The sequence below is a fragment of the Halomonas sp. PR-M31 genome, from assembly GCF_001039575.1.
In the GTDB taxonomy this organism is placed as follows: domain Bacteria; phylum Pseudomonadota; class Gammaproteobacteria; order Pseudomonadales; family Halomonadaceae; genus Modicisalibacter.
In genome coordinates this window covers 12,213-38,451 of record NZ_JIBT01000066.1, presented here as the reverse complement: position 1 = coordinate 38,451, position 26,239 = coordinate 12,213, and the positions used below count along the sequence as shown (strand labels likewise).

Sequence of the window (26,239 nt, the reverse complement as noted above, 5' to 3'; positions counted from 1 at the left end):
GGGCTGCGCGAGCACTGCAGCGTGCCGGCGCCGGAGGTGGATATCTGGATGGGCACCTTGAGCAAGAGCCTTGCCGGCTGCGGGGGATACATCGCCGGCTGTCGGGCGCTGGTCGAACCGCTACGCCACTTTGCCCCGGGGTTTCTGTACAGCGTCGGCATGCCGGCCCAGGTCGCCGCTTCATCGCTTGCCGCACTAAGGCTGATGCAGCAGGAGCCGGAACGCCTCGCTAAGCTGCACCGGATTTCGCGCTACTTCCTGCATCAAGCGCGGCAAAAGGGACTCGACACCGGCGCCAGCATCGGCCTGGCGGTAGTGCCGGTGATACTTGGCAGCTCCGTACGCGCCGCCGGGCTTTCGGATGCCCTGTTCAAACGCGGCATCAACGTCCAGCCGATCCTTCACCCCGCGGTACCGGAGAAAAGCGCGAGGCTACGCTTCTTTCTCTCCTGCGAGCATACCGAAGCACAGATCGACGAGACCCTCGCGGCGTTGACGGAAGCGATGTAGGACAGATATCGCCCGGTAAACCGGGCTCCTACGGGTGGTGAAGATCACTGATTCTGGTAGGAGCCCGACTCATCGGACGACGAGCCATATCCTCCCGATTTTGGTAGGAGCCCGATTCACCGGGCGATGGGCCGCATCAGCACCGGTTTTGGCAGGAGCACGATTCACCGGGCGATGGGCCGCATCAGCACCGATTTTGGTGGGAGCACGATTCATCGGGCGATGGGCCACATCAGCACCGGTTTTGGTGGGAGCTCGGTTTACCGAGCGATTACGGGAACCTTAACGGTGCCCGTTGAAACGCATTACTACAATTCTCCGGCCGGATACTTACACTACTTGGCGTTCCTGTTTCGTCCGGAAATCCTGTTCATGCTTCACAGTCACGCCTTGCGAAAGGGCCGCCGCTCAATTCCTGGCCATATCTATATGATCACCATCGTGACAAAACAGCGATACGAGTGGTTTCTTGATTTCCAATATGCTGCCGTAGCCTGTCGCAACTTTTATGCAGACACCATTGGTCAGCAAGGCGATACCCTTGCCTATGTCGTCATGCCCGATCATGTTCATTGGCTGTTGCAGCTAAAGGGCGAACTCTCCGAAGTTGTGCGCCTTTATAAAGCCAAGGTATCACTGGAAATAGGTAACAGCATCTGGCAGAAGGGATTTCATGACCACGCGATCAGACAAGAAGAAGATATTCGCAAAGCTGCGCGATACCTGGTTGCCAATCCACTCCGTGCCGGTTTAGTCGACGACATTACGCGTTATTCTTACTGGAATGCGGTTTGGCTTTGAAGGATTCGACAAAGCCCAGCGCTGCGGCCTTTGGTAGGAGCTTGCTTCAGCGAGCGATAGCCAGCCACCCCTCGCCCGGTAAACCGGGCTCCTACCAAAACCAGCGATCTTGTTCCCCTGTAGGAGCTCGCTTCAGCGAGCGATAGCCAGCCACCCCTCGCCCGGTAAACCGGGCTCCTACCAAAACCAGGGATCATGTCCATCGGTAGGAGCTTGCTTCAGCGAGCGATAGCCAGCCACCCCTCGCCCGGTAAACCGGGCTCCTACCAAAACCAGCGATCTTGTTCCCCTGTAGGAGCTCGCTTCAGCGAGCGATAGCCAACCACGTCCTCGCCCGGTAAACCGGGCCCCTACCAACACCAGTGATCTTGTTCTCTTGTAGGAGCTCGCCTCAGCGAGCGATAGCTTGATCACCGGGTCCAGTCTTCAGTTTGCAAGCCTTCCACGTAATGAAAGGCCTGGTCACTGGTTGCCAGTACAGCCCCAATATCCAGTGCGTGCACTGCGATGAGCAGGTCCAGATCGCCGAGTGTCTTTCCTCGGTTTTCCAGGTCTGTCCTGACGATTCCATAGCGATCTGTCAGCGAGCTATTCCATGGAAGTACATCGACGCGCTGCAAGAACTCATGCACAGTCGACGCCAACCGCTTGGCCTGGGGCCGTTTTGCGAGCCCATAAAGCAATTCAGCCTCGGTAATCACTGAAATACATAGCGATGCCATCGGTACAGCCAACACCCGCGCATCGACTGCTGGCAGCCCTTTCACAAAATGACTCACGATATTCGTATCCAGCATGATGCGTTTCATTCCTTCCATCCTTCGAAGGGATCACGCCCTTGGGCGCCTTTTTGCTGGCGCTCCCTCGGGTCCAGAAAGCCCTGGTCAACGGCAGCATCCTGACGTGCCGCCAGAAAGGAATCCCAGTTGTCCGGGCGGCGTGAAATGATGACATCGCCAGTATCCGGATCACGCCGAATGAACACTTCCTCGCAATCATCGAAGCGGTAGGCAACGGGCAGCCGCACGGCTTGACTTCGCCCATTTTGAAAAAGACGCGCTTTTTGACTCATAGAGCTTCCCCTGACCAAGTTGACCCAGACTGCTTGTAATATGCCAGAAGCATATGCCAATAGCTGTCATACATCTAGGCATATGACAATCAAGGCATCAAGAGATAGGCGACAAGTCATCGGTATTGGTAGCAGCCCGGTTTACCGAATGATGGCAAAACCTGAGTGGTACATTGCTCACTGTACCGTCTCGTTTTCGAATGGAGGGGTCAGCGAGCTCATTATCTTTATCTGGACCCACATACCTAATAGGTGATCGCCATGATTCAGACAAACCACAAGCCGACAACCGTCGGTGAAATGCTGACGCACGAGTTCCTCGAGCCACTCGGCCTGAGTCAGGTTAGACTTGCTCAAGTAATGGGGGTTGCACCACGTCTGGTCAACGAATTGTGCCGCGATAGACGAGCGGTGACGGCGGTTACAGCCTTGATGCTTTCTCGTGTGTTCGGTAACTCCGCTCAGTTCTGGCTCAATCTCCAGCAGAAGAATGATCTCTGGAAAGCCATGCATGACGCCAAGCGTCGCGAACGTGTCGAGCGAGCACGCCCCTTGGAAAACGCCTGATGTTCGCCGCCTCGATCAGTTTGATTAACCAGCCTATCTTGCATCCAGAAACGACAGTGCCCCGGCCATTGGCCGAGGCACTGTGTTCGATAAAGCGTTTCTTGTTGGCTACCTTTCAAAATATTACCCCTTCATTGGGGCGCTATCGTCAGCGAGCGCTGCGTTCCAGCTCATGCAGTGCGGCACGGGTGAGAAACCCCGAGCGGCTCTTGTAGTTACCGTGTTTTGCTACCGTGTTGTCGATGCGCTTGATCAGTAGATCGGGCAGCGTAACGTTGACCTTGTGGCTCTTACCCAGATACGGAGTCATATCCACTTCGACTGCTGCCCAGACCCAACCGGCGTATTCAGGGTCTGCTAGATGCTGCTCGATGGAAGTCGCGCTGGGAATAGGATCGCCATGCTCGGCCAGGCTTTCTAGGTGCCCTTCAATGGCCTCTCGTGCATTGACGATCGCCTCGTCGAAAGTGTCGCCGGCAGAGAAACAGCCGGGAAGATCGGGTACCGCAACACCATAAGCGTGCTGCTCGTCGCCAACTTCGATGGCAATGGGATAGTGCATATCGTTTCTCCTATGGTGTGAGGTAGCCAGGGTTATCGGCCTCAGTTGAGACCGGCTTGCTTTCTGATGCCTTTTATCAAGCCCTTTTTCAAATCTTTCTTTGGATGGGGAACAGTCACGGTACCGGGCTTGCGGGGATGTCTGAAGTGATGGTGGCTGCCTTGATGGGAGTTACAATAACTCCATGACGGTCGAAGTCAACATAAAACAATCCTTATGACTTTATAGTTATTTCCCCGTCTATCACTGCGCTTCACTATCATGAACGACGATCAAGACGATACTTGGCATCGCGGCAATAGCGACAGTGCCCCGGCCAATGGCCGAGGCACTGTCGTTCGATAAAACGTTTCTTGTCGGGTCAGGAATGGATCATCGCCGCGCCCACCAGAATGCCTGGGCGTGGGCTGGGTCACCGGCATCCCTTGCCTTGTCCGCGGCATGCGCTGCCATGCGTCGAGACTCCGTGGGATGATCCAGTAGTCGCTGCAGGCAAAACCGCCAGGATGCGGGGCTATCCTCTGCCAGCAGGCCGTTTTCTCCGTCCGTCACGATATCGGTGTAGGGGGGCCGACGACTGTAAATGCCCACGCCGCCCATCGCGGCGATGTCCAGGAACTTGATATGGGACTTGCCCGCGTTGAAGGGTGTTGGCCACAGCGGCGCAATGCCAATGTGCAGGCGGCGCCGGCTTTGGTAACGACGAAAGGCATGCCAGCTCAGTGGTGCTGGGGTCGTCACTCGGGGTAATGCGGCCAATGCGGCGGGGGTGTGTTGCCCCAGCATGATCTCGAGGGAAAGATCCGGATTGCGATCGTGTATGGAGACCAGTGCCGGCGCGATATGCTCTATATCCGGCAGATGAGCGCGGGTGCCATGAAAGCCCAGGCGCCAGCCCTTCTCTTCGAAATGAGACTGGGGTGGTAGTGCCGCGATCAATGGCGGCGTCAGTACCGACACGCAGCGATGGCGCTTTACGAAGCGCTCCGCCAGCGATTGGCTGCACGCCACCACCTCGTCGGCCAGGTCGAGCAGACGCGGCTGCTGTTCATGGGCGATACGCCCCATGCGCTGTCGATAGGCGATCGGCAGCCGCGGGTCATTGGCTGCCGCCGGGATATCGTCATCGATCAGATAGTACAGGCTCGCTAACTCTGGCTGTGAGCGTTCGAGCATTTCGATCCAGGGTAGCCCGAGCGATCGACATACCAGTACGTGCGCCCCGCGCAGTCCGCGTTCGAGCCATGGCCAGCACCATCCTGGGGAGCGCCAACGGCGGGTGTCCAGGCGCCGTACCGTCATGCCCCGGGCGCGTAGCCAGGGTGCTACCGAACGCAGGAAGTAGATATCTTCAGTGGGTCGAGCCCCATCGCTGAGCACCATCCAATGCCCCTGGGCCATCGGTATCTCGTATCCTTTGTCTTGTCCTATTATCGCCCGGTAAACCGGGCTCCTACCAACACCAGTGATCATATCCATCGGTAGGAGCTCGCTTCAGCGAGCGATAGCCAACCAAGCCCTCGCCCGGTAAACCGGGCTCCTACCAACACCACCGGTCTTGGCGTCGGTAGGAACTCGCTTCAGCGAGCGATAGCCAACCACGCTCTCGCCCGGTAAACCGGGGTTCTACAAAACCACCCTCTCAGCGCAGCGAGAAATCCTCATAGGCCAGGGTCAGGTTGGGGTTGTAGGCCGGGTCGCTATCCAGCTGAGGCCCCCAGGTGCGCCGCATGTAATCGATTTCTCGCTGAGCCCGGGCGCGCTTCTTGGGGTTGTCGTCTGCCCCGCGAGAGACGGATTCGTGATGATAGAGCTCCGCATGAGGGGTCCAGAGATTGCGGTATCCCGCCTCCCTTACCTTCAGGCACAAATCCACATCGTTGTAGGCGACGGTCAGGCTCTCTTCGTTGAGGCCGCCGACCTGCTCGAATACCGTCTTGCGCAGCAGCAGACAGGCGGCGGTGACCGCGGAAAGGTTCTGCACCAGCTGCAGCCGGTCGCGATAGCCGGAATGCGCACGGGGAAAGAAGCGATGGGCATGGCCGGCAACACCGCCCAGCCCCAGGATCACCCCCCCATGCTGGATGCTGTCGTTGGGATAATAGAGCTTGGCACCCACGCAGCCGATCTCTTCACGACACACCTGACGCACCATCTCGCACAGCCAATCGTCGTTGATCGGCTCGATGTCGTTGTTGACCAGGCCAAGAATGCTGCCTTGGGCATGTCGGGCGCCGAAATTGTTGATGGCCGAATAATTGAAGGGCTGATTCCAGCGCAGTATTCGTACTCGCGGGTCCGCGGAGACGGCCATCATGTAGGCCAGGGTTTGCCTGCAGCTGGATTGGTTATCGAGAATCAGCACCTCGAAATTGGCGTACTCGGTGCGCTCGAGAATCGCATCGACGCAGGGCTTGAGAATCTCGACCCGATCGCGAGTTGGGATCAGCAGGCTCACCAAGGGCTGGGGGTCCGGCAGCGGCCACTGCACCCGATAGCTTCGGGGCATCACGCCCATCGTTGCCTTGGCGCCGGGCGCGGCGCTTGCCAGGTATTCATTCACGGCGCTAAGCCCTGGCTCGCTGCTCTCTTCGATGCTCTTTTGGATCATCGTCTCACGCGCCGACGGCTGCTCGACGACACTCTCGTCATGCCGGTGATGGAGCACAAATGATACATGCCGGATCTGATCGGTCGTCAGGCCCCGGGTGAAACGCAGGATCAATTCATGGCTGGGGTTCGCCTCAAAGCCCTGGCGAAAACCGCCCAGATGGCGAAGGCGCTCAGTGCGATACAGCGCAACGTGGCCGATATAGTTTTGCGCAAGCAGCAGATCCGGATTCCACTGCGGCTTGAAGTGGGGATCACACCGGCTGTCGTTCTCGTCCAGCGCGTCTTCATCGCCGTAAAGCAGCTCTGCCTCGGGGTGGCGGTTGAGCGCATCGACCAGATGATAAAGCGCATTCGGTGCCAATTGGTCCTTGCCCTCGAGCACCGCCGTAAAATCCCCTTGGGCAAGGGCCAAGGCTGCATTCCTCGCTGCAGCGCTGCCAGCATGTTCGCTACAGGGAACGAGAACGATACGTGCGTCCATGGCCGCGAAATGCTCGAGCACGGCGCGCATTTTCACTGTGCTGGCAATGTAGAGCTGCCAGGCGGGATAGCGCTGGGCCAGCACCGATTCGATGCAGGCGGCAAGCCGTTCGGATGATACGCCAGCGTTTGTCAGCAAAAGACCGAGCTTTGGTCGATAATCCAGTCCTGCCAGGCGCACCGCGATCTGACGCGAATCCGGCTCCCGCATCGGCTCTATATGGCTCAGCCAATAGCGATAATGGCTTTCCGGTGCGCAGTGCATGAAGGTTTCTTCATAATGGGCAACCGCCAGACTCTTCCAGCTCAAGCCGTCCTCATTCGCCTCGCGCTTTATCGATTGAATGACCTCCTGGGTCGCGAGATCGCGATACTGGGGATGGATGCTGCTCAAGCGTCGGGCCATGCGATCATAGGCAAAACGCGGCGTCAGCCACACCAGGCGCAAATGCGAAATGGTGAAAGCCCCTTCGGACTGCAGCGGGTCCAGGCGGATTCTTCGGGTGCCGTAGGGCACGAAGCAGATGCGCTTGGTCATCTTGTTCTGGCGCAAAGGCAGGAAGATGCTCTGGCTTTGCGTATAGCCATCGCCGGTATCGAAATAGACCTGAACCACAGCCCGGTGCAGCTCATGGGTCATGGTGACTTCAAGCATGTTCCAGCCCACCATCGGGCGCGGCCCCTGCAGCAGAAACTGCGGGTCGTCACTGGTCGAGAGCCACTGAAACTCAGCCTTGCCATCGGCTGTATTGGTCGCGTTCAACCAGTCAACGTCACTTAGCGGGACGAGCTGAGGCGCACATACCAGGCTTGGATAGCGTATCCGGCGCCGGTCGCGGCGCTGTGACGGCAGTCTGCCTTTCATCCGATTTTCCTCCCCCTTTGGCCTCACTTAGACTCACCTGGGCTCAGCTCGCGCCACTGATGCGCTTGATAAGCCGTTCACCGAAGCTTGGCGCCTTGCGATCCATCCCGGCCTCCACCTTCATCCTGGCCAAAGGAATCTCTTTTTCCTCCAGCATAATCCCAAGCTCTACGTTCTCATCCAGCAGTGCTGTCTCGAGAGTGAAACCAAAGCCGCAGGGGTGCTGGCGCCAGAAGTCCGGTGACGCCTCCACGCCGCCGAAGACGGCGTTCAGGACATCGTTTCGAGGGCGGTCCAATGGGTAAAGCTGGCGCCCTTTCGATGTTTTCGTATAGACCTGCATGGGCCGCTGGCAATCGTTGAATCCGATCGCCCAGCCCGCCACTTTCACCGCCGGCTCGTCTGCCAGCCACTGCCCGCTGACCGGCGCGTCCAGATGCCAGCGAAGAGAAGGCGCCCACTGCTTGTCCATCGTTCTTGTAACGACGATCTGCTGCTCGAAGACGTCGGCCCTGTGAGTCTTGAGATGCTTTTCGTAGTCCATGGCCCGGGTTGAGGCCGTCTTGGCCGGTATCAGCCGGCCCGGGTTTTCCGACGTGATCTCGACGCTGTAATAGCCAAGCGCCTCCAGGGCATCCTTGACGGATTGGCGATGCTCCTGAGGCACGAAGGAATCCAGAGCGAAGTCGCGATACCCCGCCTGATGGCTCCACAGGGCGGCAAGTTCCTCAACGAAGCCGTCGATGAATAGTTTGCGCGTCAAGGTATCGATGCTGGCGGTGGTAAACTCCTCGCTGATCAGCGCCCGCAGCGCCTCGGATACCTCATGCTTGCCCTGGGAGACCTGCAGGTAGGTGCGATCGCCGGAAACCACCGGCACCTTGGCCTGCTGAAACAGGTGGCGGCTGACGGTGGTCTTGCCGGACCCTGGGCTTCCCATCAGCAGATAGGCGTAGGGCTTGAGCTTGCGCACATGCACCACATAGCGCTGCAGGGGGTCCCCGGCCTGATTGACGCTATGACCGATTATCTTCCAGGCGTAGTCGCGCAATATCGAGCCAAGCTTGCCCCGGGTAGGAAAGAAGCGCTCGTCGATGGAGCGCTTCACCTTGATCCATTCATCCCCCGACTCCGGGGCAATGCTGATCTCGAGCACCAGCACGCCGTCGTCGCTCAGGCTCTCCATCAATCGATGCACAAGCCCAGATTGATCCTCTGCGTAGTGCAGCGCCGACAGCAGCGTGATGACATCAAAGGTGCCCTCGGGCAATGCATCCCAGGACTGGGCAAGAAACTCACACTCGGGAAAGCGCTTTTTTGCCCGACTGATCGCCACGGCGGAGCGGTCGATGCCCAGCACCTTCTTGGCGCCGTCGAAGGCGGCATAGCCACAAAAGAATCCTTCGTTGCAGCCTACGTCCAGAAATCGCTTGCCGGTAAACGGCGGCAAGCGCAGCGCCGCCAGTTTTTCCGAGGAGCGCGAGCCGCCTTTTACGCCGGGAAAGGATTGGTATTGCATGTCATTGTCTCTTGAAATCGATGAAGGCGAGGGTCATCCAGGCGCTCGATCCACCGGGATGACGCTGGAATAGACATCCTTCAAGCGCCGCCTCATCCGAGCCTGAGAAAAATGTTCGCCGGCACGCTCACGTCCGGCTCGCCCCATGGCGACTACCCTTGAGTGGTCACGGGCCAGTTCCGCGACGCGCCGAGCAGCCACTTCCGGCTCGGCGAAGGGCACGAGATGGCCGGTCACGTTATCCACCACCAGCTCCGGCAAGGCGCCCCAGGCATAGCAGACCACTGGGCGCGTGGCGACCATGGCTTCCAGCACCGTGCGACCGAAGGATTCCTGAAACCGCGAGAGATTGACCAGCATGTCCACGACATTCAGCGCTTGCGCGGGATGCGCCACGTAGCCGCGATACTCCAGGTTGGCGGGCGCCAACCCTTGGCCCTGACGCGCCAGCAGCGCCTCCAGCGCCGTGGTTCGAGGGCCAAAAATGGCCACACGTACCCTTGGTGCCAACGTCATCAGATGGCTTGCCATGATCTCGAGATCCGTTAGCCCCTTCTTGGGCTGGTTGCTGCTGAGCATGCCAACGGTAAAGTCATCCTTTGCCTTGGGTGATGGCAAGGCCAACAGTGGCACCATATCCAGGGTATTCGCCACGCGATGAATCTGCGGCGCTGAAGCTGTCTGAGCGTGCTTGTCTGTATGCAAGCCAAGCGCCGCGAAATAGTCGATCACACACTGGGAGTTGGCGATGACAACATCCGCCAGGGCCAGCACCCGCCGGCCAACGGTGTCGGCATCGGTTCCCAGGGTGGTACATAAGGAAGGATCATGGGCCGGCAGTTCGCGCACGTGCACCAGGGCCGGAATACCCGCCTGTCGAGCGGCCTGCAGTGGCTCGTCCAGCATCAGCGTATTGGCATGCACCGCATCGATACCGAAACGCCTGATCAATCCCGTGAAATGCCGCAGGGTCACAGCTTCCGGGGCTTTGCCTGCCTGCCACCAGCCATAGGGCAGCACCGCCACCGCCAGCGACTCCGCAAGCAGTGCCTGCATATATCCTTCGCTGCCCGCGCCGGGCAGCGTCACTACCACATTGAACTCGAGTTCATTCAATGCCCTGAGCACATCCAGCAGGCTGCGCTCGGCGCCATAAAGGCTCTCACCCGCCTGATGGCCACAAAGCAGTATGCTGGGCCGCCCCATGCGCTTTGGCTGATGGCCACTGAATAGCGGCCAGGGATCACGCCCTTCCTGGCGCCCTGGACCAGATAGTGCAGCAGCGGATCGATGCCCTGCTCTGCCACCTCCGGGTACTGGCGACGATATCCGCTCACGCTGAAGTGCGGCCCGGGATCACGCCCTTCGACGCTGCCGACGGCCCAGTAATGGGTCAAGGGATCAATCAACCCGGTCTGCAGGTCGATATGGTTACGCAGATACCAGGAGGCATCGAACAGCGTCGAGGCCTGTAGCCAATCCCGCGACTCGCGATAGCGCACCGGCAAGGCGTGACGACACAGCTGAACCGGTGCCGCAAAAGGGCGCCAGTTTGGATTGCGGGGTAGATAAAGCGCCTCGGGGGACGTGGCGCCACGATGCCAGCGACGTGCCGACGCCATGTAATCGCGACGCACTCCGTAAAACTGGGTGGCAAGATGAGTATCGCTGCGCTGACTCAGCGACCCCGCATCCATGCGGCCGAAGGCCAGGGGCACGCCCGGAAGTACATCGATCACCGCCCCATCGCCGAAAACCGCCAGCAGCCGCTCGTGATACTCGGTGTCCGCATTCACCGAAACCTCATCCCAGTAGCCCAGCCGTTCGACCACCGAGCGGTGCAGCATTAGTGACGAGATATTGTGATAAATCCACCCCTCTTCCATACGCCATCGATGAAAGACCAGTCCCGGCGTGACCCGCACCCAGTGGCTCAGACAAGCCCTGGCCTCAGGGGTCGCTTGCAGGGCCGCTACCTGACGCTCGATCTTCTGGGGATGGGACCAGTCGTCGCTGTCATGAGTCGTGATCAGCGCGCCCGTTGCCACTGCCAGGCCCGTATTGCGGGCCACATAGGCGCCCTGGTTCGTTGAGTGTCGCAGCACCTGGTAATCGATGGTGGCCGGGCATTCCTGGGCCAGTTGCTCGAGTACCCGAACGCTTTTGTCGGTGCTGGCATCGTCCACCACCAGGATTTCCAGGTTCGGCCAGGTCTGGGCGAACAGGCTGCGCAGAGCGGTTTCTAGCGTGGAAGCCGCATTGAACACCGGCAGGATGACGCTGACCCGGAGGGTGTCAGATGCCTGCTCATCCAACGACGAAGTCGTGTGCTTGTCGATCACCTGAGAACAGACCAGATTGTCCAGGGACAGCGGCTGGCGTTCGTTTTGCAAGGCAAGGGGCAGGAGCCCATGAGCAAGCAACGGCCGATTGACCCAGGCCAGGCGGGTCTGGATCGCGTCGCTCTGGGCCAGCCAGTTGGCCTGGGCAAGGTCGATATCCGAACAGTCCGGGAAGCGCCGTGACAGCGTGGTCAACACGGCTCTGGCGCGGGTTTGATCACCCAGTTGGATAAGTGCTTCGAACGCCAGCAGCCCCGGGCCGGCATGGTCCGGCCAGGTCAGCAGCGCGTCATCGGGCAGCAGGCATTTCGCAACGGCCGACCACTTTTGCTGCCAGGCCCACCAGCGCGCCAGCGCCCAGCCCGCGTACTGACGTTCTTCCCGAGAGGCATCGTCATCCTGCAGGGCGGCAGCCAGGCGCGGCACCATCATGTCACTCAAGCCACGCCACAAATGATATTCCCAGGCCAGGGCGCGATTGCACCGAGGCAAGCGTCCTTCCGCTTGACCGTGGCGCAGGTAATGCACCAGCGGATTCAGCTTTGATGTGGCGACATCCGGGTAGGCGTCGAGATACCAAGCGCCATCGAACGCCGGCCCCGGGCTTAGACCGGCCGTCGTGCCCTGCATCAAGTAGTGTCTGATCGGATCCCGTCGCGCAGCGAAACTGTCCGCCAGACCAGGCTGGGCGAGATACCAGTTCACATCGAACAGGCCAGACTGCTCGAGTAGACGTCGCTCGCTCTTGAGGGGATCTTTCGAGCCTTGCAGCACGAGCCTGCGCACGACGCGCTGAATAACGGTCATCGAATTACTTCCAGACAGGATGAACGACACATCGCTTGTTGAAGCGAGTGTCGAAATGGGCAACGTCAAAGATTTTGGTGGGAGTACGGTTTATCGGGCGGCTCTGGATCTCAATGCACGGATGGCTGATAGGCTGCGCCGAACCTGTCGGCCATATCCGCGAGGCGCTTGTCCAATGTCCACAACTGCGTGCCGGGCGTGATGAGCGTCGAGGCAAGCAAGCACATGTCGACCAAACCGCATCCAAGGCCATACAGCGTTTCACGCTCGATGAAGCCCATCACCTCCTGCAAGCTAGCTTGATGACAGGATCGCAAGAGACCAATGCCATGCAGCGTTTGAGCACGTGGTGAAGGAGGTGTCCCGCAGGCCAGTTCAGCCAGGACCATGGGGTGGCTTTGTACCAGATCCTTTTCGATCAACTCGACCAGAGCATCGTTTCGCTTCCTGAAATGATCTACCCATACCGAGGTGTCGATAAGCACATTCATTGCGTCGAGGATTCTTCGCGACGACGCGGTATGTCCTGCATCTCGGGTGCGGCCCCGCCCAGGGCAGCAAGGCGACGGGCCGCTTGCACGCGCACATAGGTCTTCACGGCTTCCCGAAAAAGATCCGATGGTTTGTCTATGCCTGGCTCGGCAAGCTCCAGCGCCTGTTCGTATAGAGCATCATCTATGGTAACGGTTGTCCGCACGATAAAATCCTTGCATCATTTGTGATGCTATCGTGCATCAAATATAGCATCGTCGCAAATTCATGCGAGTTCTACGTACCGTTTTAATTGACAATGCTACGAGTACCGATCGCCAACCGCCACCAACAAGAATGAACAACGTATCGCTCGCTGAAGCGAGCTCCCACAGGCAGCCATGACAACTGGTTTTGGTAGGAGCCCGATTCATCGGGCGATTTCATCTCGGCAATGGACTACGCTCTTCCCGCCGGCCGTAGCGCAGATAGTGCAGTAGCGGGTTGAGACCGCTGATGGCAACGTCCGGGTTGTCGTTCAAATACCACTGACTATCGAAGTGTTCGCTGGGATTGCGCCCTTCAAAACCACCGAACTTGAGATAGTGCAGCGCCGGGTCTCGCGCGTAGCGTTTCTCCGCTGCCACGTCCGGATAGGTTTTCAGGTACCAGGATTTGTCAAATAAGCCGGAGGCGACGAGTTCCGCAGCATCGCGCTTCTGCTTGCGCTTATTGATCCGAGGGCTTTTGTCCTCCTGCTTGCTACCTTCCTCATTCAGCAGGTCCGGGTCGTATCGAAGCTTGAGCCCTTCGAGCTGCTGCTCCTTGTGTTCGAGCATATCGGTCAACTTCGCCAGCTCTTCATATCGGGTGGCGATATTGGCGTCTTTCGCGTCCAGCTGCTGTTGCCAATCCGCCCGTTGCGCCATCAAATGGCTCTGCTGCGTTTCCAGCGCGAAGCGTGCCTGATCGAGCTCGTCACGAAGCGCAGCGCGCTCGCTTTCAAGATATGTCAGCGACGTTTCCAGCAGGGCTCGGGCTTGCTCGGACTCTTCGAGTGCGGTTTGCTGCTGCTGCTTGTCGGCACTGGTTCGGTCCAGCATGTCGGTCAGCCTGGCCAACTCTTCAAAGTGAGTGGCCATGTTGGTGTCTTTCTCACCCAGCTGCTGATGCCACTGGGTTTGCTGGCTCTTGAAACTGTTCTGCTGAGCGGCAATCTCGACACGGGCTTGATCACGCTCATCGCGCAGCGTATCGCGCTCGCTTTCAAGACGCGCAAGGGACGTCTCCAACAGAGCTCGAGCCTGCTGAGCCTCCTCGAAGGCCGTCTGCTGCTGGTGCCTTTCGGCTCCCGCCTGTTCGAGCATCTCGGTCAGCTTGGCCAGCTCGTCGAATCGGGTGGCGATATTGGCCTCTTTCTCTTCTAGCTGCTGCTGCCACTGCGCCTGTTGAGCCACCAAATTGTTCTGCTGCGCCGCAAGCTCGAAATAGACCTGATCGCACTCCTCTCGTAGAGCATCGTGTTCGCTTTCCAGATGCTTCAACGATGCCTCCAGCATGGCACGTACTTCCTCGGCCTCGCTGGATACCGTCTGATACTGATGCTTTTCCGCATCGGCTTGTTCGAGCTGAGCATGTAGAGCCGTCAGCTCTTGGTTACGTTCGGCCAACGTCGACTGCTGATCGGCCAATCTTTGCTCGAATTCGGCGATTCTGGCTTGCTGCTCGCTTATCGTCGTGTCGCGCTGTGCCAACTGTTGCGTCAGCGCCTCTTCTCTAGCGGTATCTTCCTGCCCAGAAATATCTGATAGCTGCTGTTGCAATTTGTCGAGCTGTAGCGCTTGAACCTTGAGGGCGATATCTTTTTCAGTGAAGCGATGTATCAGCGTGTCGTCTTGAGCCTGCCACTCCTGCAGTGCAGCCTCCTGCTGACGCAATTTTTCGGCCTGTGCTGCATTGTCGGCTTGGAGTTGCAGCACTTGCTGGGTACTTTCCACTTGCTGCCGATACCGGGTATCCAGCTTTTCACGAAGCTCTTTCAGCTCCGTTCTGGACTCATCGCGCAATCCCTGCAGCAGGTTGACGCGCTCGGTCAGCAGGCTTCGCTCCTGAGCATGGCGCTCGATCTGTTGCTCTAGATGTTGCTTGATACTACTGGCTTCCTGACTGCGTGCTTCCAGCTCTTCGCATATACGTGCATAAGACTGGGACATCTCATCGAGTTGCCGCGCCTGAACTTCCATACTCGCACTCAGGGACTCTGCCCAGTGTTTCTGGGTACGAGCGGTATAGCTATCCAGACAGGTGCGCCCCAGTCGCGCAAAGACATCCCGCACCACCTGTTGCGCGGCGGACGATCGGTTCGCGCCGAGCAGGTTTCGCAGCATGGAGCATTGGTGTTCACCGGCGGCAATCACACCTAACCCTTCACCGTGATGAAACACGAAGCCAGGATGACGAGTGCTCAACGTCTCGAAATCGCGAAATACTTCACACTCCGCGTCGCGCCGGGCGACAGAAGGAATCAACACCACCCCTTGCGGCGAGAGCTTGGGAAGCCAGCGGTCAAACAAATACCCGACGCTTCTTGTCTCGGCCGGAACGTTCAATATCAACAAATCCAGGCTGTCATCTTCGAACTGAGCCAGCACTCTGGAAGGTTCGCTATCGATGAGTTGAGAGAACCCGCCATAATCCTGGTCGTTGTAGTCATTCAAGGCATCGAAAGACTTCGCCTTCTGATCGTTTTTCCAAGAATGAATGGCATAGCAGCGCGCATCGAGATTCAAGCGAAAAATAGCCTGACATATAGCAAAGTGTGCCACGCCTTGTTGCATACCCAGCGTTACGACCTGGCGTGGCTGCAGCGCCTCCACCAGCCAGAATAGAAATGGCAAATGTTCCAACCAGGCCGAGCGCTCAAGATAACGAGGCTGCCAGAACATTGAGTTCTGGGCCAGCGTATTGAGCGATGGCTTGATCGCCAGTTCGTTTTGGCGTGTCGCTACATTTATCGCATCTTCGCTCACAGCTTATATCCCGATTGCATCATCTGGTTGGTTCGCATCGCATGATCCATGCGAAGGAATGGGTGTGTTTAAAAATATTTGATGGCGAAAACTCTTACTCGATTTGCTCGAACAAGAAGTAGGCGGGTCTCATTTATCCAGTAATTACTGTACGGCAAAAGGACCGAACAAAGATCATTCGACCATTTCAAAGTAAAAAATTAAAAATTGCGCTTGAAAATCAAGTTTATAGAACTTCTTTTAAATCAAAATATTTTAATACTTCGTCTTTAACGACTGTTTTACTATTTTTCGAGCGCTTGGCGTACCCCGCACCACTTGTATCCTGATGCGCATAGCTAGATCGAAATACTGATGGTCTTCTGGAATCCAATATCAATGGATATACCTGATCCACCTTGACGTGATTTCCAGCTCCATAGATGGTTGGAGAAATCCTTGACCCAGGAGTATGAATATCGATTTTAGTCAGCCCAGCTGAAACCTTTGGATAATACAACTCGCAGAACTCAGTAAACTTTTTACTATCGTTGTCGAAAACTGCTTCATACCCGGCCCCGAATGAAACCACATAATTTTCGAACTCAGGCTTTATGTACGCTGAGATGTTATATAAAAAATCAGACGACAATGCATCGTCATCATCTAGCCTTATTGTTGCGTAACAAATTTCTTCATCAAATTTTTCTATTTCAGATTTAAGCGCTTTTTCAACACTGTCTTTGGTGTCCACAGTGACTATTTTTATCCATGGGTACGCTGCTACATGATTCTCGAGCCTATTAAACCAGAATTCAGGCAGCTCATTTGAAGTCAAGACAAGAAGTGTAAAACCGTCATTCAAATCGAAGTTTTCTTGTGAAACGATGCTTTTCAGCATCACTTTCTCAAAAAGAAAATCATGAAGCTTCAAACGCTCTTCGTCAAAAAGAGCGCGGCGATAATCTTCAAAGCTCGTATCCCTTCCGATTATAAAATTCCCGGCATTGGAAAGGGTCAAAACCGAATACCTGACGACAACAAAAGAATGCTTTTTCATCGCTATAAAACCTTACCGTGGCTTTTTCAAACCTCATCAAAAAAGTAGCTCAACCGATCTTGAAAAAATTTTTGAAAAATTGAAAACTCTTACCCTTGAACAAATCGTTCTGCAAGCGATCTTCAGCAAGCAAGAACTCTTTTCCCAGGATGAAGTCAAATTCATCATTGAACTGTTCAAAGTTTCCAGGTCGGGGGGTGAATTCACCAAACAATGTTTTCTTTTTTCCTTTCAAAAAATCTATACGTACAAAGGGCGCCGGTATGGTTTCACTTATCAACTCAGCATTTTTCGCTTCTTCCTCATCAAAACCGACTCCCTCGAGTGCCGACTCCGCGTAAAGACCTGTATCTATTTTTTCACTCTCACGATTCCACCAGCAATACTTTACCTCTGGATACCTCAGCACCTCCAAAGCAAGCGCCACTTTACCGTAAAAACAATAAAACTTAATGTCTCTTGCCGGGGCACCTGCTTCAAAGCCATCAGAAATATATTCTTCTACTACCCATTTTTTAGTTTTTGAGGAGTCAAGAATCGAATGAAATTCTTCTAAAGAATTTATGTATTTTTTATTTTTCAAATCAAGAACGATTCCATCCTCGAGGTGGAACACATTTACTGCATTTGCGCCTTCAGCGGGTTTGATCAAAACGCCATTCATTCCCTTGACGGCATCAGTATCAAATACGCCTAGTTGTTTAGGAGTATTTATACCGAGCGCAGCGACATATTTTGCTCCACGAACCTTGTTATTCAAGTTCCATTCAGCGTTTTTACCTCCTATCTGTTTTTTGGCGGTACGTATTGACAAACTTTCTCGAAAAGAAACACAGCCCTTGAGAAACCTACCTTTTTTGGCATAAACTTGTTTTACTTGATGGGGGTGTAGCGATCCATACAAAAGCTTCAGAACTTCTTCGTTATCATCATTGTTTCTAGATGACTGGCTTTCTGCTGCATTCAATAAAACGTAAAGATCAGAATCTAACTCTATTTTGGTTTCTTTTATTCCATTTAGCAAACCAACGAACTCTTCTTTCTTGCTCTTTCTCGCGTCTGATTCTTTAAGTTCACACATGTCCCTCACTAGACTTGAGGCGTATTTTTTGTCAATACTCATGCAGTTAAATTTCCGCGGTAATGTATAAATTTACAACTGTTTCAATGGTATTCGTTTTTTTCAAGAAAACCATCAACTGCATGCAGCAGTTCATCTACTTCATCAGCGACTATTCTATGATGCTCGGCCACGAAGCTTGGCTTCGTATCAAGTTGATAATTCAAAAGTTCACGAGAGCCGATAACTTCCAGTTGACAACTAACAGTTTGCCCTGGAACCACAGGCTCGACATTGTGAACTTTTAGCAGCTGAAAATATTCTTCATCGAGCTGTTCAGTCCCCTTTTTAAAAATAGGCCAGTGGAAAAGACAAACTTTGTACTTGTCTAGATCAGTTCTTAACAATATTTCACTTGCCAGATTGCAATGTTCTTTTCTTGAAAAATCGCAGCTGATGAAAATATCGTACTCCAGAGGCGTGGTTGATGAAGAAACCATCAACCTAGGTATAGAAAATGCCTCTTTATCATTGTCTATCAGTGTATTACTGAGACGCTCTTCTTTATGCTGAGCCGATTTTATCTGTCTATAGATATGCCTGAGCCCATAGTAAACCGTTCGTACATGAGTAGATTTGGTTCTAGTCAAGGAGGATTCTGCATCTAGCGCAAAAGCGAGCGGTATTTCTGGCAAAATTTTGGCTAGAGAATGCTTCCCATAGTGGGCCTGCATACGCCAGATGTATTCAGTATCGCCGCCGATTCTTACGTTGTCCCAAACGCCAATCGCGTCCAGCACCTGCCTGCGAAACATGAATGAGGATTGGCTCCAATGGGTCAAAGAGTTGTTTGGGCGCCAGTTTTGGGTAAACTCCAGATCTTCTCTTGCTCGTATCCAATGAGTCGAGCATCCCATGACTTCTTGATTGTTGTTCAGGTACTCGACTTGAGTCTTTAACTTTTCAGGGTGCGACCAATCATCGCTGTCGTGTGTCGTCAAGAGATCGCCAGTGGCAAATTTCAGTCCGTAGTTGCGTGCCGCATAGGCTCCGCCGTTACAAGGAGGCTGTACAGGGATGACTCTTGAATCCTGCTTGCTTATTTCCTTTATTATATCCATCGTGTCATCTGTCGAGCAGTCGTCGACAGCAACTATTTCAATATTTCTATAGGTTTGTTCCAATAGCGAGTTGATGGCGATTCGTATCTTCTCGCCTGCATTGAAAATAGGCATTATTATCGAAATTTTTTCTTTCCCATCAAATCTGGAAAGCTTTTTTTCTGCTTCGATATTGCCTATCGTTATGCCTTGGCTTGGTTCCTTTAGCTTTATCCCTGAAAAATCGTTTGCATGATATGCCTTGTTGATACATCCAATTCGAATTTCGGGGTTTTCCTTGTAGGTGTTAGAAAGAGCAAAATATGCATCTGCATCATCAGGATTCAAACTCAAATAACCCCTTAGCGTCTTTCTTGCCTGCTCCCATTTGCCAAATCGCATTTCACAAAAGGATTTAAGGTAGTAGCATTCTTTGAGATTGATATACCTGGAAGGAAGGCTAAAGAGGAAAACCGCTAGCTCATAGGCTTTTTCATAGCTCCCGCAAAAATAGTACCATCTTGCAGAATGCCAAGCCGCCAACCATCTTTGGTTGGCATTATTGGAACTTGAACTATATATTTCTTCCAGCTCTTTCAAGGCTGGTTTTGAATACCCGCCCCATAAACTATGAGAAAGTGAGCTAATTAGATTCTTGCTTTCATTCGGCTTGATAGAAAAGCCTAACTTCTTCCCATAGACAATATAGTGAAGTAACGGATTTTTATACTCCGCCATTTTATTTCTATAATTTTCTATATAAAAGCTAGTATCAAATCTCTTGCATGGATTTCTGTGCATCCTCCATCCGTACTTCAAGTAGTGCTTGATGGGATCCATCCCCAAGGCCGCAACGTCAGGATAGCTTTCAAGGTACCATTTGCCATTTACGAGCTTGGATTTTTTTACTAGCTTATATACTTCTTTATCTATACTTTCCACAACAAAGATCCACCTAAAAATTAAAACAGGCAATTACTGATTAATACGCTGAGCCACCGAAAAATATCAGTTTTCATTTTCAATAATTCAGCTTTTATAGATTTTCTTAGCTACGACTGCCAGCGTAGCTGACCCGGGAGTCGTTCTTTTTTACCGTTTCATTTTCTTCCAAAAGGTTTTGGTAAAACGCCTGCGAGTAGAATCGCTCTGCATTTTGATCTTTTTGAGAAAGAACGGGCCCGCCGGACCATTGCCAGGCGTCTTGCTGCCAGTCGATCGCCAGGGTGGGGTCGTCCCAGCGAATCGCACGTTCATGCTGAGGGGCGTAATAATCAGTGGTTTTATAAAGTACGTCGGCAAATTCGCTCAGTACTAAAAAGCCATGAGCAAAACCAGGAGGAACCCAAAGCTGACGCTGATTGTCGGCAGAGAGCCGTGCGCTGGTCCACTGACCGTAGGTGGCTGAGTAGTGGCGTATATCCACGGCCACATCGAGAATCTCGCCGGCAATTACGCGTATCAACTTACCCTGCGGTTGCCGGACCTGGTGATGAAGTCCGCGCAGCACGCCGCGACGAGAGCGGGAGTGGTTGTCCTGCACGAAGGTAGTGCCTAAACCGGTGGCTTCTTGAAAAACGCGCTGATTGAAGCTTTCCAGGAAGAAGCCACGTTCATCGCCATGTACCTGGGGTTCCAGAATCAAGACGTCATTTAGTCGAGTCGATATTGCCTTCATAGGCTGGGCTCCCGCGGATCAGTATCGCTGGCAAGAGTGAAATCTTTACGATTCATCGCGTTGTTTTCTTTTACAGCGGGCGGCAAAAAATCGCTCGCTGAAGCGATCTCCTACAGAAGGGCAATTCCATGGTTTAGGTAGGAGCCGGATTTATCAGGCGATGTTTAGCTTTTCAGTAGCGCTTTCAGGGTCAGTTCGAGCTGTGGTTGCCAACGAGGCAATTCGATGTCCAGCGCTTTTTCCAGGCGCTCGAGATTCAGACGTGAGTTGTGCGGCCGCCGAGCCGGGGCGGGATATTCCTCGGTGGAAATCGCCTCGATCCGCTCGGACGAGATCGCCAGGGGCACGCCTTGCTCCCGTGCCAGCTGAAAGATTTTCTGAGCGAAGCCGTACCAGCTGGTCTCCCCTCGCGGAGCAAGATGGTAAAGACCGTCACTCAGTGCGCCTTCCCGATACTTGGCAAGGGCCAGAGCCGTTAGTTCAGCAATCAGGTGTGCGGGGGTAGGAGCGCCGATTTGATCCGCGACGACGGCCAGGGAGTCACGCTCGCGCCCCAGGCGCAGCATGGTTTTCATGAAGTTGTTGCCGCGAGTGCTGTAGATCCAGCTAGTGCGCAAGATGAGATGGTGCGCGCCGCTGGCAAGAACGGCCTTGTCCCCGGCCAGCTTGCTTACACCATAGAGCGAAAGTGGCCCCGTGGGACCGTCCTCCTGCCAGGGGGCTTCGCCTTTGCCGGAATAGACATAGTCCGAGGAGTAATGCACCAGCAGGATGTTCTGGGCACGGGCATAGCTTGCAAGCTGCGCCGGCAGCTCGGCATTGAGATGATAGGCTTGATCGCCCTGTGCTTCTGCGGCATCCACCGCTGTCCAGGCCGCCGCATTGACGATAGCGTCAGGCCGATGGTGCAACAGCCAGTCGTTAACGCCGGCGATATCCGTCAGGTCCAGCTCTTGTCGAGTGGGCGCCATCACTCGGCCCAGTGGGGAAAGCTCCCGCTGCAGTTCGAAACCAACCTGGCCGGTGCCGCCGGTGAGGAAGATATTCATGGGCATTTTTCTCATTGCATCGTCTGAGCGCCGCTACGCGACGAGAATTTCTAATTCTGGAAGATCAGTCCCGGTGATCTTTAACGATCAGCACCAGCATGTTGACGATCAGCGTGATGAATAGCGCGATGATGGTGAAGACCACGATGTTATACAGACGATCGGGTTTCTCGGGGTATTGGGGTAGCGTGGGGGATTGCAGTACCGAGACCTGCTTGAGTTTGCGCGCTGCTTCGATGCGGGTATTTTCCAGTGCCGCCAGGGCGCCGGAATAACTTTCCTGAGCGAACTTGGCCCGCAGCTCCAGGGTTTGATACTCGGATGACACGGCGTTGAGCGTATTGCCCTCCTGCCCCGCCAGGCGGCCGTTTTCTTCTTCGATCTGGTTTTTGATCGCGCTAATTTCGCTGTTGATGCGGATGATCTCCGAGGAGCGAACGCTTTGATAGCTGCCAAGCGCACTCTTGCGCGCTTTCAACAGTGCCAACTGGCCCTGTAGCGTGGAGACCACGGAATTAAGACTTTCAACTGTGCCGGTGGGCGACACCAGTCCATTTTCGTTCTGATATTCGAGGAGCGCATTGCGCGTCTCCTTGAAGTTCTCCTCGAGGACCTTGACCTGTTTTTCGAGGAACTCGACTTGCTCCTGGGCCAGGCGCTGACCCATTTGGTTCATGTGGCGCTCGCCCTCCGCCAGCAAAAACTCGGCGATTTCATTCGCCTTCTCGGAGGTAAAGGCTTCGACATCGATACGCAATACCTTGGCGTAATCGTCCAACTCGACGAAGACGCGTTTCAGGTAGTAGTCATGGAGTTTTTCCAAGGGCGCATCCGAAGACCCCAGCTCACTGATGAGATCCGCACCTGAATCGGCGTAGTGCTGGCGAAAGTTTGCGTTGTCCACCAGAAACTTGAGCATGTCGATAGACAGCAAGTAATCCCGCAGGAGCAGCATGTCCGCCGTATTGCCGCCGGCGCTGCCGGAGAGCAGTGAGCTGAAGCTGATGTCCGGCGCCGATATCTGAGGGCTCTCCAGCACCACATTGGCATGAGACACATAGCGATCGCTGGCCCAGAACGTCCAATAAAAGGACACTAGCAGAATAGCCAGCAGACATATCAGCCAGTGAGGGTATTGCTTGAAAATTGCCTTCATGAAAATGACATACCTTGAAGATACTTGAGTCTATTGAGCCGAGAATTGCTTTCGCGATGCTTTCGCTAGGAGCGCTTTGGCTTGTCGGTGCTGGCGTGGTAGGCGGCGATGGCGTCCTCGATATCGTCGAACCACTGAGCCTGCCCCTGATGGAGGAAGATGCCTGCCTGGCAGAGATCCCGCAGAATGCCTTCGCTATGAGAGACCATGATCAAACTGGCTTGTCCTACCTTGTCCTTGAAGGCCTTGGTGGCTTTGGCCTTGAAGGCGCGATCGCCCACGGAGGTGGCTTCGTCGGAAAGATAGACATCGAAATCAAAGGCAAGCGAGAGACCGAAAGACAGCCGGGAGCGCATGCCCGAGGAGTAGGTTTTCACTGGCTCATCAAACGCAGCGCCAATCTCGGCAAACTCCTCCACGCGACGAATGACCTCGGATACCTGAGGGCCGGCGCCGTGCACGCGAGCCACGAACTTGACGTTCTGGCGTCCGGTCATGGAGCCTTGAAAGCCGCCTGCCAGACCGATTGGCCAGGAAATCCGGCAGTTACGTACGATCCTGCCTTTGTCCTGACTGTCCATGCCTCCAATCAGGCGCAGCAGCGTCGATTTGCCGGCGCCATTGCGGCCGACCAGGCCGACGCTGACACCGCGAGGAATCTCGAGATTGACGTCCCGTAGCACCCAGTTGCTGCCATGATGATTGTGATAACGCTTGTAGAGATGTTGAATCTCGATCATTGCGCCTTCAACCTCCCGGCAAAACGCACGTGCAGCATCAGGCCCAGGGTCATCAACCCCAGTGCCCATAGCCACAGATAGGTCATGTCGATGCCATCGAGGGTGTGATAACCCTCGAAAAAGCTTAGCCGCATGCTTTCCAGACCATGCACGATGGGGTTCCACAGGACGTACTGACGAAACTCGTGGGGGATGTAGTTGATCGGGAATATGACGCCGGAGAGGATCAACAGTGGCAACGTGATGATGCGCACTATTCGTCCGATCTCCGGCACCAGGCAGCCGCGGCGGAAACCGTAAGCCCCGCACCAAGGCCCAGGGCCCACAGTGAGAGCCAGTCGAGTATGGCGCCAAGGGGATACGCCGGCACCAGATCGAACTTCAGCAGGCTGCCCGCCGCAATGAATAGCAGAAAAATGAAACTCTTGAGCATGCCTTCCAGAAAGGCGCGTACCAGCACGGGATCGACGGGCTTGACCTGACGATAGGCGAACAACCCCTTGTTGGCATCCACCGCGCCGATGGCACGCATCATGTTCTCGCGAAACAGGAAGAAGCCCAGCAGACCAACCACCAGCCAAGGGATGAAGTCGGCACCGGCGACGTGGCGCCCTCCCCCCATCACCAGGGAACGCACCGCCACCATCACCCCGATGAAGGCGATGGGCTCGAAAATCATCCAGAACCAGGCCATGCGATCCGCCATGGTGCGCGAGATGGCCTCGCGCATGAACAGGGCGTACCAGACACTCCAGGCGACACGCCAGGATGTCCGGTTGGGGAGCGCGCCGGCCCTAGAAGTAGAGGAAGAGGTTGAATCAGACATAGGAAACCAGATTTACGATCGCCCGATAAATCGGGCTCCTACCAAAACCAGCGATTTCGGCTGGCTATAGGAACTCGCTTCAGCGAGCGATAACCAGATGGGTACATCGACCATCGCCCGATAAATCGAGCTCCTACCGAAACCAGCGATTTCGACTGGCTGCAGGAACTCGCTTCAGCGAGGGATGGTTTGCGGTTTACAAATCGATGGCGACTTTGGTGGCTACGGCGATTTGATACAGGATCTGGGTGATGCTGGTGGCCAGTTCGAGATTCTTGGTAGGCACGGCGGGGAGCACTAGAATCTCGTCACCGGCACGCAGATCGACGTCTTCGGCTCGGCTTACCGCGCCGTTGCGGCGTACCACGAGAATCTGGTCGTCATCGGCACGGGGCGTGAAACCGCCAGCGTTATCGATGTAGTCCCATACGCTCATGCTGCCGGTATAGACCATCGCCTGGGGTACCACGACCTCGCCACTGATTAGCAGTGAATCGCTTTGCTCGGGAATGGTTATCACGTCGCCATCTTGAAGACGGATATCGGCAATCTGACCGTCGTCTCTGGCCACCACCAGGCGCCCGGTAGGCTCTACCTGGGAGGCCTTGGCCACGAAATTCTGAATCAGCTTGGCTTCCTCGACGCGAATCTTGGCCTCTTCCGTGGTTTGTGAGGAGGCGCCAAGATACGTGGTCTGCAGACGACGTAAGCTCTCCTTGAGAGATTCGGCTTGTCGCTGCGCCACGCTTTCACGGCGAATCGAAACACTCTGGGTATCGGTCATTTCCTCGGGAACACCCACGGCGTTGAGCAGTTCACCCAGGTGGGCGTTGCGTGGCAGCGCGTAGCGCGAGGCACCGTAATAGCTGCCTTCCAGCTGAACGACGATGCTCTCATCGCGCTGATCGGCGCTGAACAGCACCTCGTCGCCACGGCGCACCTCGGCGCTGCGAAATTCGTTCAACGGCAGATAGCGGGAGATTGGCCCGACCGCACGGCTGCCGCGCAGCAGCACATGGGATACACCGGCTTTCAAGCGTGCCAGTTCGATCACATCCCCGCCGGTCAGGCGATCGCCCAGCAGTTCGTAGCGATAGTTCTTCTGTACGTCACCGACGACGCTGATCGCGGGTCCTCGTTCCTTGACGACGATGGTGTCGCCATCACGAAACTGCGGCCGAGGAATCGTGCCTTCGAGCAGAAAATCATAGAGATCGACGCTGTCGATCACCTTGCCGTTGCGCTTGATGAGGATGTGCCGGTAGCTGCCAAGGGCGCGATCGATCCCCCCGGCTTGATCGAGAAAGTACAGCAGCGAATCGCTGGGCGTGCCCGCGTAGCGGCCCGGGTTTTCCACGTAACCGGTCACGAAGACACCGACGGGTTGCACACCCTGCAGGTTGGTGTAGACGCTGACGTTTTCCGGATAGACGGATTGAATGGCGTTGCGTACCTTGACGTTGAGCCCTGCATTGGAGGTGCCTTGCACATTCAGCGGGCCGATACCGGGCAGGAAGATATTGCCTTGGGCATCCACCGGCAGCACCTTGTCCATCTCGACCCCGCCCCACACTCGCAGGGTGACCTGATCACCGGGCTTGATGGTGTAGTCCGAGTTGAGACCATCCGCCATTACCCCGCGAAAACCGCCACTGAACAAATTGACGCCGAATGGCGGCAGCTCATCCGGGTCCAGGGGACCGGCGCTTGGCGTAGGGGCCGGCCCGTAGGTGCCGCTACGCCAGTCGGCGCGAGGAGCGGCATCGACACCCTCCCCTTCCTGGGTTTTCTCAGGAACGGCTTGAGCCTGTTCGGACTCGGGCAGAATACCGTTGCCGGCACCGATGGCCTGGGCATGAGCGGTCGCGGCGCTGAAACACGCTACCGCCACCAGACACCCGGCCCGGAGAAAAGATCTGGCTTGTGACATGGGGTCCTCTTGGATGTGCTGGA

24 protein-coding genes and 1 pseudogene are annotated in these 26,239 nt (G+C 55.4%); 3 read left to right on the top strand and 22 right to left on the bottom strand.

Features of this window, described 5'->3' with window-relative positions:
- On the top strand, positions 1-510 hold a 510-nt coding region (locus CH74_RS16075; RefSeq protein ID WP_048308526.1), incomplete at its 5' end, for an aminotransferase class I/II-fold pyridoxal phosphate-dependent enzyme.
- A gap of 126 nt (positions 511-636) precedes the next feature.
- The gene (locus tag CH74_RS19720) at positions 637-1,311 is read left to right on the top strand and encodes a transposase (protein ID WP_253273096.1); all 675 of its coding nucleotides are present in this window, start codon (positions 637-639) and stop codon (positions 1,309-1,311) included.
- A gap of 410 nt (positions 1,312-1,721) precedes the next feature.
- On the opposite strand, the gene CH74_RS16065 is transcribed toward CH74_RS19720, so the two are convergent.
- Positions 1,722-2,120: a type II toxin-antitoxin system VapC family toxin gene (locus CH74_RS16065; protein ID WP_048308525.1), complete on the bottom strand. Its 399-nt coding sequence runs from the start codon at positions 2,118-2,120 to the stop codon at positions 1,722-1,724.
- A complete protein-coding gene (locus CH74_RS16060) occupies positions 2,117-2,383 on the bottom strand; it encodes an antitoxin (protein WP_048308524.1) in 267 nt (88 codons plus the stop codon). The genes CH74_RS16065 and CH74_RS16060 overlap by 4 nt, the downstream gene beginning before the upstream one ends.
- 261 nt (positions 2,384-2,644) lie before the next feature.
- On the opposite strand from CH74_RS16060, the gene CH74_RS16055 reads away from it, so the two are divergent.
- Positions 2,645-2,950, top strand: a complete 306-nt coding sequence (locus CH74_RS16055) for a HigA family addiction module antitoxin (RefSeq protein ID WP_048308523.1) — start codon at positions 2,645-2,647, stop codon at positions 2,948-2,950.
- Positions 2,951-3,098: 148 nt separating this feature from the next.
- On the opposite strand, the gene CH74_RS16050 is transcribed toward CH74_RS16055, so the two are convergent.
- The 20 genes and pseudogenes from CH74_RS16050 to CH74_RS15965 all read right to left on the bottom strand — a co-directional run bounded on the left by CH74_RS16050 (position 3,099) and on the right by CH74_RS15965 (position 26,216).
- The gene (locus CH74_RS16050) at positions 3,099-3,512 is read right to left on the bottom strand and encodes a type II toxin-antitoxin system HicB family antitoxin (protein WP_048308522.1); all 414 of its coding nucleotides are present in this window, start codon (positions 3,510-3,512) and stop codon (positions 3,099-3,101) included.
- Between the two features lie 41 nt (positions 3,513-3,553).
- A pseudogene (locus CH74_RS18415) lies at positions 3,554-3,667 on the bottom strand (type II toxin-antitoxin system HicA family toxin); the annotation flags it as partial.
- A 217-nt stretch (positions 3,668-3,884) separates the two neighbouring features.
- Complete coding sequence (locus tag CH74_RS16045; protein WP_048308521.1) at positions 3,885-4,913, bottom strand: glycosyltransferase; 1,029 nt, start codon at positions 4,911-4,913, stop codon at positions 3,885-3,887.
- 241 nt (positions 4,914-5,154) lie between these two features.
- Positions 5,155-7,470: a glycosyltransferase family 2 protein gene (locus tag CH74_RS16040; protein ID WP_053070808.1), complete on the bottom strand. Its 2,316-nt coding sequence runs from the start codon at positions 7,468-7,470 to the stop codon at positions 5,155-5,157.
- Positions 7,471-7,513: 43 nt separating this feature from the next.
- The gene (locus tag CH74_RS17955; protein WP_053070807.1) at positions 7,514-8,989 is read right to left on the bottom strand and encodes a methyltransferase domain-containing protein; all 1,476 of its coding nucleotides are present in this window, start codon (positions 8,987-8,989) and stop codon (positions 7,514-7,516) included.
- Between the two features lie 33 nt (positions 8,990-9,022).
- Positions 9,023-10,195 (bottom strand): glycosyltransferase family 4 protein, encoded by a 1,173-nt coding sequence (locus CH74_RS16030; RefSeq protein ID WP_082140462.1) that lies wholly within the window; start codon positions 10,193-10,195, stop codon positions 9,023-9,025.
- A complete protein-coding gene (locus CH74_RS16025) occupies positions 10,102-12,138 on the bottom strand; it encodes a glycosyltransferase family 2 protein (RefSeq protein ID WP_053070806.1) in 2,037 nt (678 codons plus the stop codon). Before CH74_RS16025 ends, CH74_RS16030 begins: the two co-directional genes overlap by 94 nt.
- A gap of 110 nt (positions 12,139-12,248) precedes the next feature.
- Positions 12,249-12,629: a PIN domain nuclease gene (locus CH74_RS16020; protein WP_048308519.1), complete on the bottom strand. Its 381-nt coding sequence runs from the start codon at positions 12,627-12,629 to the stop codon at positions 12,249-12,251.
- Positions 12,626-12,835, bottom strand: coding sequence for a type II toxin-antitoxin system VapB family antitoxin (locus tag CH74_RS16015; RefSeq protein WP_048308518.1), 210 nt, complete (start codon positions 12,833-12,835; stop codon positions 12,626-12,628). The genes CH74_RS16020 and CH74_RS16015 overlap by 4 nt, the downstream gene beginning before the upstream one ends.
- A gap of 217 nt (positions 12,836-13,052) precedes the next feature.
- A complete protein-coding gene (locus tag CH74_RS17950; RefSeq protein WP_053070805.1) occupies positions 13,053-15,638 on the bottom strand; it encodes a class I SAM-dependent methyltransferase in 2,586 nt (861 codons plus the stop codon).
- A 226-nt stretch (positions 15,639-15,864) separates the two neighbouring features.
- Positions 15,865-16,677, bottom strand: a complete 813-nt coding sequence (locus CH74_RS16005; protein WP_048308517.1) for a glycosyltransferase — start codon at positions 16,675-16,677, stop codon at positions 15,865-15,867.
- Positions 16,678-16,726: 49 nt separating this feature from the next.
- The gene (locus CH74_RS16000; protein WP_053070804.1) at positions 16,727-17,800 is read right to left on the bottom strand and encodes an ATP-grasp fold amidoligase family protein; all 1,074 of its coding nucleotides are present in this window, start codon (positions 17,798-17,800) and stop codon (positions 16,727-16,729) included.
- Positions 17,801-17,841: 41 nt separating this feature from the next.
- The gene (locus CH74_RS17945; RefSeq protein ID WP_053070803.1) at positions 17,842-19,779 is read right to left on the bottom strand and encodes a glycosyltransferase; all 1,938 of its coding nucleotides are present in this window, start codon (positions 19,777-19,779) and stop codon (positions 17,842-17,844) included.
- A gap of 106 nt (positions 19,780-19,885) precedes the next feature.
- Positions 19,886-20,515, bottom strand: coding sequence for a dTDP-4-dehydrorhamnose 3,5-epimerase (rfbC, locus tag CH74_RS15990; RefSeq protein WP_082140461.1), 630 nt, complete (start codon positions 20,513-20,515; stop codon positions 19,886-19,888).
- A 164-nt stretch (positions 20,516-20,679) separates the two neighbouring features.
- Positions 20,680-21,564, bottom strand: coding sequence for a dTDP-4-dehydrorhamnose reductase (rfbD, locus tag CH74_RS15985; protein WP_048308516.1), 885 nt, complete (start codon positions 21,562-21,564; stop codon positions 20,680-20,682).
- A 64-nt stretch (positions 21,565-21,628) separates the two neighbouring features.
- The gene (locus CH74_RS15980; protein WP_048308515.1) at positions 21,629-22,720 is read right to left on the bottom strand and encodes a chain-length determining protein; all 1,092 of its coding nucleotides are present in this window, start codon (positions 22,718-22,720) and stop codon (positions 21,629-21,631) included.
- A gap of 65 nt (positions 22,721-22,785) precedes the next feature.
- Positions 22,786-23,460, bottom strand: coding sequence for an ABC transporter ATP-binding protein (locus CH74_RS15975; RefSeq protein WP_048308514.1), 675 nt, complete (start codon positions 23,458-23,460; stop codon positions 22,786-22,788).
- A complete protein-coding gene (locus CH74_RS20135; RefSeq protein ID WP_367379133.1) occupies positions 23,457-23,714 on the bottom strand; it encodes an ABC transporter permease in 258 nt (85 codons plus the stop codon). The genes CH74_RS15975 and CH74_RS20135 overlap by 4 nt, the downstream gene beginning before the upstream one ends.
- On the bottom strand, positions 23,714-24,286 hold the full coding sequence (locus CH74_RS15970; RefSeq protein WP_367379132.1) for an ABC transporter permease: 573 nt from the start codon (positions 24,284-24,286) through the stop codon (positions 23,714-23,716). Before CH74_RS15970 ends, CH74_RS20135 begins: the two co-directional genes overlap by 1 nt.
- A 196-nt stretch (positions 24,287-24,482) precedes the next feature.
- Complete coding sequence (locus CH74_RS15965) at positions 24,483-26,216, bottom strand: polysaccharide biosynthesis/export family protein (RefSeq protein ID WP_053070802.1); 1,734 nt, start codon at positions 26,214-26,216, stop codon at positions 24,483-24,485.
- Between the last annotated feature and the right edge of the window lie 23 nt (positions 26,217-26,239).